General features: G+C 62.3%; 10 protein-coding genes. 9 read left to right on the top strand and 1 reads right to left on the bottom strand.

Annotation, left to right across the window (positions count from 1 at the left end; translation table 11 throughout):
* The 8 genes from ACTHLA_RS07635 to ACTHLA_RS07600 all read left to right on the top strand — a co-directional run.
* Nucleotides 1-954 (top strand): TraG/VirB4 family ATPase (locus tag ACTHLA_RS07635; protein WP_440186843.1); only part of this gene is annotated, 954 nt, incomplete at its 5' end.
* Entirely contained in the window at nucleotides 951-1,718 is a 768-nt protein-coding gene (trbJ, locus tag ACTHLA_RS07630; RefSeq protein ID WP_440186841.1) for a P-type conjugative transfer protein TrbJ, read from the top strand. The genes ACTHLA_RS07635 and trbJ, both read left to right, overlap by 4 nt.
* Nucleotides 1,719-1,725: 7 nt before the next feature.
* Nucleotides 1,726-2,034 carry a putative entry exclusion protein TrbK-alt gene (gene trbK-alt, locus ACTHLA_RS07625; protein ID WP_440186839.1) on the top strand — a complete coding sequence of 103 codons (309 nt, stop codon included), beginning with the start codon at nucleotides 1,726-1,728 and terminating at the stop codon, nucleotides 2,032-2,034.
* 2 nt (nucleotides 2,035-2,036) lie between these two features.
* Nucleotides 2,037-3,392: a P-type conjugative transfer protein TrbL gene (gene trbL, locus ACTHLA_RS07620; RefSeq protein ID WP_440186837.1), complete on the top strand. Its 1,356-nt coding sequence runs from the start codon at nucleotides 2,037-2,039 to the stop codon at nucleotides 3,390-3,392.
* A 2-nt stretch (nucleotides 3,393-3,394) separates the two neighbouring features.
* Nucleotides 3,395-4,078: a conjugal transfer protein TrbF gene (gene trbF / locus ACTHLA_RS07615; protein WP_440186835.1), complete on the top strand. Its 684-nt coding sequence runs from the start codon at nucleotides 3,395-3,397 to the stop codon at nucleotides 4,076-4,078.
* Nucleotides 4,075-5,130, top strand: a complete 1,056-nt coding sequence (gene trbG, locus ACTHLA_RS07610) for a P-type conjugative transfer protein TrbG (protein WP_440186833.1) — start codon at nucleotides 4,075-4,077, stop codon at nucleotides 5,128-5,130. The genes trbF and trbG overlap by 4 nt, the downstream gene beginning before the upstream one ends.
* Nucleotides 5,127-6,380, top strand: coding sequence for a TrbI/VirB10 family protein (locus tag ACTHLA_RS07605; protein WP_440186831.1), 1,254 nt, complete (start codon nucleotides 5,127-5,129; stop codon nucleotides 6,378-6,380). Before trbG ends, ACTHLA_RS07605 begins: the two co-directional genes overlap by 4 nt.
* 58 nt (nucleotides 6,381-6,438) lie before the next feature.
* Nucleotides 6,439-6,678: a DUF2274 domain-containing protein gene (locus ACTHLA_RS07600; protein WP_440186829.1), complete on the top strand. Its 240-nt coding sequence runs from the start codon at nucleotides 6,439-6,441 to the stop codon at nucleotides 6,676-6,678.
* Here ACTHLA_RS07600 and ACTHLA_RS07595 read toward each other — a convergent pair.
* Nucleotides 6,662-7,582, bottom strand: a complete 921-nt coding sequence (locus tag ACTHLA_RS07595) for a LysR family transcriptional regulator (protein WP_440186827.1) — start codon at nucleotides 7,580-7,582, stop codon at nucleotides 6,662-6,664. The two genes, ACTHLA_RS07600 and ACTHLA_RS07595, sit on opposite strands and share 17 nt — an antisense overlap.
* A 235-nt stretch (nucleotides 7,583-7,817) precedes the next feature.
* Here ACTHLA_RS07595 and ACTHLA_RS07590 point away from each other — a divergent pair, with 235 nt between their 5' ends.
* On the top strand, nucleotides 7,818-8,096 hold the full coding sequence (locus ACTHLA_RS07590; protein ID WP_440186825.1) for a helix-turn-helix transcriptional regulator: 279 nt from the start codon (nucleotides 7,818-7,820) through the stop codon (nucleotides 8,094-8,096).
* The last annotated feature ends 11 nt before the right edge of the window (nucleotides 8,097-8,107 follow it).

Raw genomic sequence — 8,107 nt, 5'->3', positions numbered from 1 at the left:
CTCGGCGGCGGTCTGACCGATGGATCGGATACCTCTGTCAGCCTTCAGCCGCTCGCCCGAGTGGATGACGCAGCCGAACGCGCCTGGGCTGCTGACTGGATCGCCGCGATCCTCGCCCGAGAAAGCGTTGCCATCACCCCGGAGGTGAAGGAGCATCTCTGGACGGCACTGACATCGCTCAGCACCGCGCCGGTTGAGGAACGCACCATCACTGGCCTCTGCGTCCTGCTCCAGTCCAACGACCTCAAGCAGGCGCTCCGCCCCTACTGCATCGGCGGTGCCTGGGGCCGGCTGCTCGACGCCGAACAAGAACATCTGGGTACCGCAACGGTTCAGGTCTTCGAGACCGAGGGGCTGATCGGCACAGACGCCGCACCCGCCGTTCTGGCCTATCTGTTTCACCGCATCGAGGACCGGCTCGATGGCTCGCCGACGCTCATCATCGTCGATGAAGGCTGGCTGGCCCTCGATGACGAGGGCTTCGCCAGCCAGCTTCGCGAATGGCTGAAGACGCTCAGGAAGAAGAACGCCAGCGTGATCTTTGCCACGCAGTCGCTGTCGGACATCGACGGTAGTCCAATCGCACCGGCCATCATCGAAAGCTGCCAGACGCGGCTTCTGCTGCCAAACGAACGGGCGATCGAGCCGCAGATCACCGCGATCTATCGCCGCTTCGGCCTCAACGACCGCCAGATCGAGATCCTCGCCCGCGCCATGCCGAAGCGCGACTATTACTGCCAGTCCCGCCGAGGCAACCGCCTGTTCGAGCTGGGCCTGTCGGACGTGGCGCTGGCGCTCTGCGCTGCGTCGTCGAAGACCGATCAAACCGCCATCGCCGCAATTGTCACCGAGCATGGCGCGGACGGTTTCCTCGACGCCTGGCTGCGCCATCGCGGCGTCGATTGGGCCGCCGACCTCATCCCCAACCTCACCAACCTGGAGACACTGCCATGACGCTTCGTCATTTCTCTGGCCACACCCGCGCGGTGATGATCGCCGCCACTCTTGCCATCCCGATCTCGGTGTCGCCATTGCTGACGACAACGGCGTCCGCGCAATGGATCGTCTACGATCCGACCAATTATGCGCAGAACCTGCTTTCCGCCACGCGCGCCCTCCAGCAGATCAACAATCAGATCACCTCGCTCCAGAACGAGGCACAGATGCTGATCAATCAGGCACGCAATCTGGCAAGCCTGCCATACTCGTCTCTGCAACAACTCCAGCAGTCGGTGAGCCGCACCCAGCAGCTTCTTAGCCAGGCCCAGAACATTGCTTACAATGTGCAAGCGATCGATCAGGCCTTCCAGACCCAATACGCCAATGTCTCCATGTCGGCCTCCGATGCGCAACTCGTTGCCGACGCCAAGACCCGTTGGCAGAACACGGTTGGCGGCCTTCAGGACGCCATGCGCGTGCAGGCCACCGTCGTTGGCAATATCGACACCAACCGCACCGAGATGTCATCCCTTGTTGGCGCCAGCCAGTCCGCCACTGGCGCTTTGCAAGCGACCCAGGCGGGAAACCAGCTCCTCGCCCTTCAGGCCCAGCAACTGAGTGATCTCACGGCGGTCGTTGCCGCCAATGGGCGGGCACAGGCGTTGCAATCGGCCGAACAAGCCGCCGCAGCCGAACAAGGCCGCGAACAACGCCGACGCTTCCTGACGCCGGGTTCGGGCTATCAGGCTGGCAGCGCCCAGATGTTCTACGGCAATTGAGGGCGGCATGATGGACGGCAAGACCCTCGCGCGTCTCGCGGCCGTGATTTTCGTGGCCGTCGCCATCGTCGCGACAGCGATCGAGATGAACCGCCGCGATGTGTCTCAGGATGCGTCTGCGACCTTTCCACCCTCCACCCCAAGGCCGGATCCGCTCGATGCCGAGCTTGCCCGATGCAGCGGGATTGGCGAAGCCGGAAGCCGCGATCCGGCCTGCCTGAAGGCATGGGCGGAGAACCGCCGCCGCTTCCTCGGCCAAGCTGCCTCGTCCGCTCCAGGCCCGCAGCCATCGTCACCTGAAAATGGAGCGCGCTGAGCATGGGCAATACCGGCGTCATCGATCACTTTCTCGAAGTCTTCACCCGCTATATCGACGGCGGTTTCGGACTGCTCCGGCCTGAGGTGGCCTTCATCGCCACTACCTTGATCGTCATCGACGTCACGCTGGCGGCCCTCTTCTGGTCCTGGGGCGCCGACGAGGACATCGTTGCCCGTCTCGTCAAGAAGACGCTCTTCGTCGGCGTCTTCGCCTATATCATCGGCAACTGGAACAATCTTGCCCGTATCGTCTTCGAAAGCTTCGCCGGTCTCGGCCTGAAGGCCTCCGGCACAGGTTTTACCGTGAGCGATCTTCTTCGCCCCGGCAAGGTGGCGCAGACCGGTCTCGATGCGGGTCGCCCCCTCCTCGATTCCATCTCGAACCTGATGGGCTATTGGGCCTTCTTCGAGAATTTCATCCAGATCGCCTGCATGTTGTTTGCCTGGGCGCTCGTACTGCTCGCCTTCTTCGTGCTCGCCATCCAGCTCTTCGTAACGCTGATCGAGTTCAAGCTGACAACGCTCGCCGGTTTCGTACTGATCCCCTTCGGCCTCTTCGGCAAATCCGCCTTCATGGCCGAGCGCGTCCTTGGCAACGTTATCTCCTCCGGCATCAAAGTGCTGGTGCTGGCCGTCATCATCGGCATCGGCTCAACGCTGTTTTCCGAGTTCACGGCCGGTTTTGGCGGCGCGACACCGACCATCGACGAAGCCATGGCCATCGTTCTTGCGGCGCTGTCTCTGCTCGGGCTCGGTATTTTCGGTCCCGGTATTGCCAGCGGCCTCGTGTCGGGCGGACCACAGCTTGGCGCGGGCGCAGCCATCGGCACCGGTCTCGCCGCGGGCGGCATGGTTGCTGCAGGTGCAGCAACGGTCGGCGCCGTCGCCTCCGGCGGTGCCTCTCTCCTTGGCGGGGCTGCGGCAGCCGCGCGTGGCGGCGCAGCGCTGGCCGGTGGCGCTTCAACCGCGTACAGCCTCGGTGCCGCCGGGGAGACCGGCGCTTCCGCTGTTGCCTCCGGACTTGGCAATGTCGCTTCGACGGGCGCAAAAGCCGCCGTTTCACCTCTCAAGAAGGCCGCAGGCCGCGCGTCCGATAGTCTGAAATCTAGCTACCAGTCCGGTGCCCGTGCCGCCTTCGAGGCCAGTGGCGGGTCATCGACGGCGGGCACCGTGGGCGGCGATGCCCCGGAAGCAACATCAGGCTCCTCCTCTCCATCCGAAAGCCCGCCCGCCTGGGCGAAGCGCATGAAGCGCTCCCAGACCATGACGCACGGCGTTCAGGCTGCCGCGCACGCCGTCAAATCCGGCGACGCCCATGGCGGCGGCTCATCCGTCAATCTCTCCGAAGGCAATTGACCATGTTCAAGCGACCCTCCACCCACTACGGCAAATCCCCCGAGCCCGAGACGCCCTATCAGCGTGCGGCCCAGGTCTGGGACAATCGCATCGGCTCTGCCCGCGTTCAGGCAAAGAACTGGCGGCTGATGGCCTTCGGTTCGCTTGCCTTGTCGGCAGGACTGTCAGGCGCGCTGGTCTGGCAGTCGATGAATGGTTCGATCGTGCCCTGGGTGGTGCAGGTGGACAAATTCGGCCAGGCGCAAGCCATTGCGCCTGCGACCGCCGACTATCAGCCCAACGACGCCCAGATTGCCTTCTACCTTGCCCGTTTCATCGAACAGGTCAGGAGCATTCCCGCCGATCCGATCATCGTGCGGCAGAACTGGCTGCGCGCCTATGATTTTACGACACAGGGCGGTGCGCTGGCGCTCAACGACTATGCCCGCGCCAATGATCCCTTCGCCAAGGTCGGCAAGCAGCAGATTGCCGTCGAGGTTTCCAGCGTGATCCGCGCCTCACCATCGAGTTTCCGCGTCGCCTGGATCGAACGCCGCTATCAGGATGGGTCATTGGCCGCAACCGAGCGCTGGTCCGCCATCCTGACTGTTGCCGTTCAGCCGCCGCGCGATGCCGACACGCTCAGGAAAAATCCCCTCGGGATCTACATCAACGCCATCAACTGGTCGAAGGAGCTTGGATCATGATCCGGCCGTCTCATCTGACCGCCGGGCATCCGGCGGCGCGTAACCACGCATTTTCGCCTTTCCATAAATCCGGCTTGCCGCTTCTGTTGCTTTACGCCTCGGCGCTTGCCGGGTGCGCGACACCGCAAAAGCCCCCGGAAATCTCCTATGACGATGCCGCACCCGCCGTTCTGGCGGCCGATCCGCCGAAGCCCGTTCAAGTGGTCGAACTGCCGAAGGTCCTGCCACTGCCGGGCCAGTTGAAGCCGGTCGGCAAGGATGGCAAACCGGCACCGGAACTCGCAGACCCCGCCGCACGGGTGAGCGAAGCCAACGCCGCTGCGCGCATGCAGCCGGTCAGGAATGGCTTCATCAACTCAATGCAGGTCTATCCCTTCGTCGATGGCGCGCTTTATCAGGTCTACACCTCGCCGGGACAGATTACCGATATCAGCCTGCAAGCCGGCGAGCAGCTTGTTGGCTCCGGCCCGGTCGCCGCCGGTGATACCGTCCGCTGGATCGTCGGCGACACCGAGAGCGGTACAGGCGGAGCAAAACAAGTCCATATCCTGGTGAAGCCGACGCGACCGGAACTCACGACGAACCTGGTCATCAATACTGATCGGCGCACCTATCACATGGAGCTGCGCTCGACCGAAAAGACCTATATGGCCTCGGTCTCCTGGCAGTATCCACAAGATCAACTCATCGCATTGCGCCGACAGAACCAACAGGCCGAGGCGGCCCAGCCGGTTGCCAGTGGCGTCGATCTGGCCAGCGTCAATTTCCGCTACGACGTGTCCGGAGATCGCGCTCCCTGGCGGCCCCTGCGTGCCTTTGACGACGGGCGGCAGGTGTTCATCGAATTTCCGCGTGGCATCGGTCAGGGGGAAATGCCGCCGCTGTTCGTCGTCGGCCCCGAAGGCGACACCTCCGAACTGGTGAACTACCGGGTGCGTGGCAATTACATGATCGTCGACCGGCTGTTTGCCGCCGCCGAACTCCGTTTTGGCGCAGGCAAAGACCAGAAGCGTGTCCGTATCTCCCGAACCGACGGGAGGCCTGCATCGTGAGCATCGAATTCGATCCCGAAAAGGAGGAAGGCCGGAAGCCTGATGCGGCTGAGGATGATGTCCGGCCGCTGACAGGCGAGCCGGTGTCGTCCATGCGCCTTCGCCCCGATCCGCCGCGTGTCACGCGGCTGTCACGCAAAGTCCTGGCCGGCCTGGGGCTCGCCGCAGGTCTCGGCGTCGGCGGTGCTCTCATCTATGCTCTTCAGACAAGAAATGGCGGCAATCAGGGGCAGGAACTCTATTCGACCGACAATCGCACCACACCCGATGGCCTCGCGGGCCTGCCCAAGGACTATAGCGGCGTGCCGAAGCTCGGCCCTCCGTTACCCGGCGATCTCGGGCGGCCGATCCTGAACGCGCAAAACGGCGGCCAGCCGGTTTCAACACCCGGCATTGTCACCTCTGTACCATCCGGCCCAAGTCCGGAAGAGCAGCGCCGCGCACAGGAATTGGAAGCGGCTCGCACCGCCCGACTCTTTGCCCCGACCGAGACGCGGTCCTCCAACACGAATACGGCAAACCCGGCACAGGCCGCAGCAGCGACGATACCGCAAACGCCTGACCTTGCCAGTTTAGGCCTGGCTCCGCAGCCCTCAACGCCGTCGGCACAGGATCGCCAGCTTGCCTTCCTCAACCAGACGCCCGACAAGCGCACGGTTTCGACCGATCGCGTCGCAGCCCCGGCATCGCCGAACATCCTTCAGGCCGGCGCTGTCATTTCCGCAGCGCTGATCACCGGCATCCGATCCGATCTGCCCGGCCAGATCACCGCTCAGGTGACGGAGAATGTCTATGACAGCCCGACTGGCAAGATCCTGCTCATCCCCCAGGGCACCCGCGTCATCGGCCAATATGATAATGGCGTCGGTTTCGGTCAGCGCCGCGTGCTCCTCGTCTGGAATCGGCTGATTTTCCCCAATGGCCGCTCGATCGTTCTGGAGCGCCAGCCCGGCGCGGACGCCGAAGGCTATGCCGGTCTCGAGGATGGTGTCGATTACCATTGGGGCGAGTTGTTCAAGGCGGCGGCCTTGTCCACGCTGCTCAGCGTCGGCGCACAGGCCGGTTCGTCCGGCAACGACAGCGACATTGTTCAGGCCCTGCGTCAAGGCGCGTCACAGAGCATCAACCAGACCGGCCAACAGGTCGTCAGCCGCCAGCTCAACATCGCGCCGACGCTGACCATCCGGCCCGGATTCCCGGTCCGTGTGATCGTCACGCGCGATCTTGTCCTCGAACCGTATTCAAATTGAGCATGATCCGGTCCGCAAACCGGTTCCCACTTTGCGGGATAATGCACAGGAGATTGACATGACGAAATTGAAGCTCTCGGTGATCACCGATGACAAGCCGGTCAAGGTCACGCTGGAACTGCCTGCCGGCCTTCACCGCGATCTCGTCGCCTATGCCGACATCCTCGCTCGTGACGCGGGCCAGTCGCCCGCCGATCCCGTCCGCCTGATCGTGCCTATGCTGGAGCGTTTCATCGCCACGGACCGTGGTTTCGCCAAGGCAAAGAAATCCGTCTCCCAGACTACGCCGTCGATGTGACAAGCGAAACGTTTTGGTTCTCCAAAGAGTTTGCAATCTCCAGAAACCGCAGGAAGGCCGGATTGTCGTTCTGCGCCGACCAGACCATGCTGTAAGGCAAGGTCTCGTTGCCGACGGGGCGAAACACGACACCCGGAACCTGCGTCGCGGTAACGCCCTCGCTTGCGAGGGTCAGGCCCTGGCCGAGCGCCACGAGCGAAAGAAGGTTATGCCGCCCGACACTATGTGGCAGGATTTCGGGTTGGCGGCCCAGCCCGGCAAGCCTCTGGACCAGGTAGTTGTAAATCTCTTGCCCCGGGGCGGCGTCGCTGACGATGAAGCGTTCGCCGATGACATCGACCCAATCCAATTGCGCGGCGTCAGCGAGGATGTGCTGTTCCGGCATGGCTACAAAGACCTGCTCGGACCACAGATGGCGGCATTCGCAGCCTTCCCATTCCAGGGTTCCCGTCAGAAACGCCACATCAAGCTGACGCTGGCGAATGGCGGCGACATGTTCTACCTGGTCGCCATCCGCAAACGACATTTGAATCGTTGCGTACTTTTCGGTGAATTTTTGGATGAGATTGGCAAGAAAACTGGAACCCAATGACGACAGGATGCCGATCCGCAACTCTCCATCGCCGACCCGCCCGATAGCGGCGACTTCCGTTCGTGCAAGACCAATCTCGGACAGCGCCTTTCGGCCCCGGTCCACGAACTGCTTACCCGCGAGGGTCAAGATAACGCCTGTGTGAGAGCGAACAAATAGAGTCGTTCCAAGACGAATTTCCAGATCGCGTACCCGCCGGCTGATCGCCGATTCCTGAACCCCGAGCGCCGCTGCCGCCCGACGGAAACTGCCGTGTTCGGAGGCAGCAACAACGTAATTGATGTGGCGAAGTTCGATACTCGATCCGGGCACGCGTACTCCTTCAGATCAATTTCGCCTTGCAGAAAGGGGCATAAAGCTAAGATCAAAGGTTGCAGCACATTGCGGCGAGCACCCGGCGAAAATTTGGCAACCGGAGTTTTTGTATTAGCGGCAAACAACCATCCGTTTTGCACGCCATGTTATCCGCATCTACGCCGACAACATTTTTGACTTCGAAGCTCCGTGCTTATCGGCTTCTATTGCTTTCGTTTGAAAAGCGAGGGCCATGAAAATGCGATCAATATCGACGGGACAGACCAAAACCATCCGCCGCGAACAACTCAAGGAAATCGTGCCGCTGTCCGATACCACAATCTACGAAATGGAACGGCGGGGCGAGTTCCCATCGCGCTTTTATCTGACGTCCCGTTGCGTCGTGTGGGATCTGGCCGAGGTCGAAGCCTGGCTTGAGGCGCGTAAGCGCGCATCCAAACAAAAGGCGATCACCCGCGCCCCCATGCCAGATGTGCAACTGAGGAAAAATAGGCCGGTGAGGCAAAAGTGAGCCAGCCTGTG

Origin of the sequence: Asticcacaulis sp. (genome assembly GCF_051956075.1) — a bacterium.
Taxonomy (GTDB): domain Bacteria; phylum Pseudomonadota; class Alphaproteobacteria; order Caulobacterales; family Caulobacteraceae; genus Asticcacaulis.
Note: the sequence above shows the minus strand (reverse complement) of the source record. Positions and strands in the feature narration are given on the sequence as shown.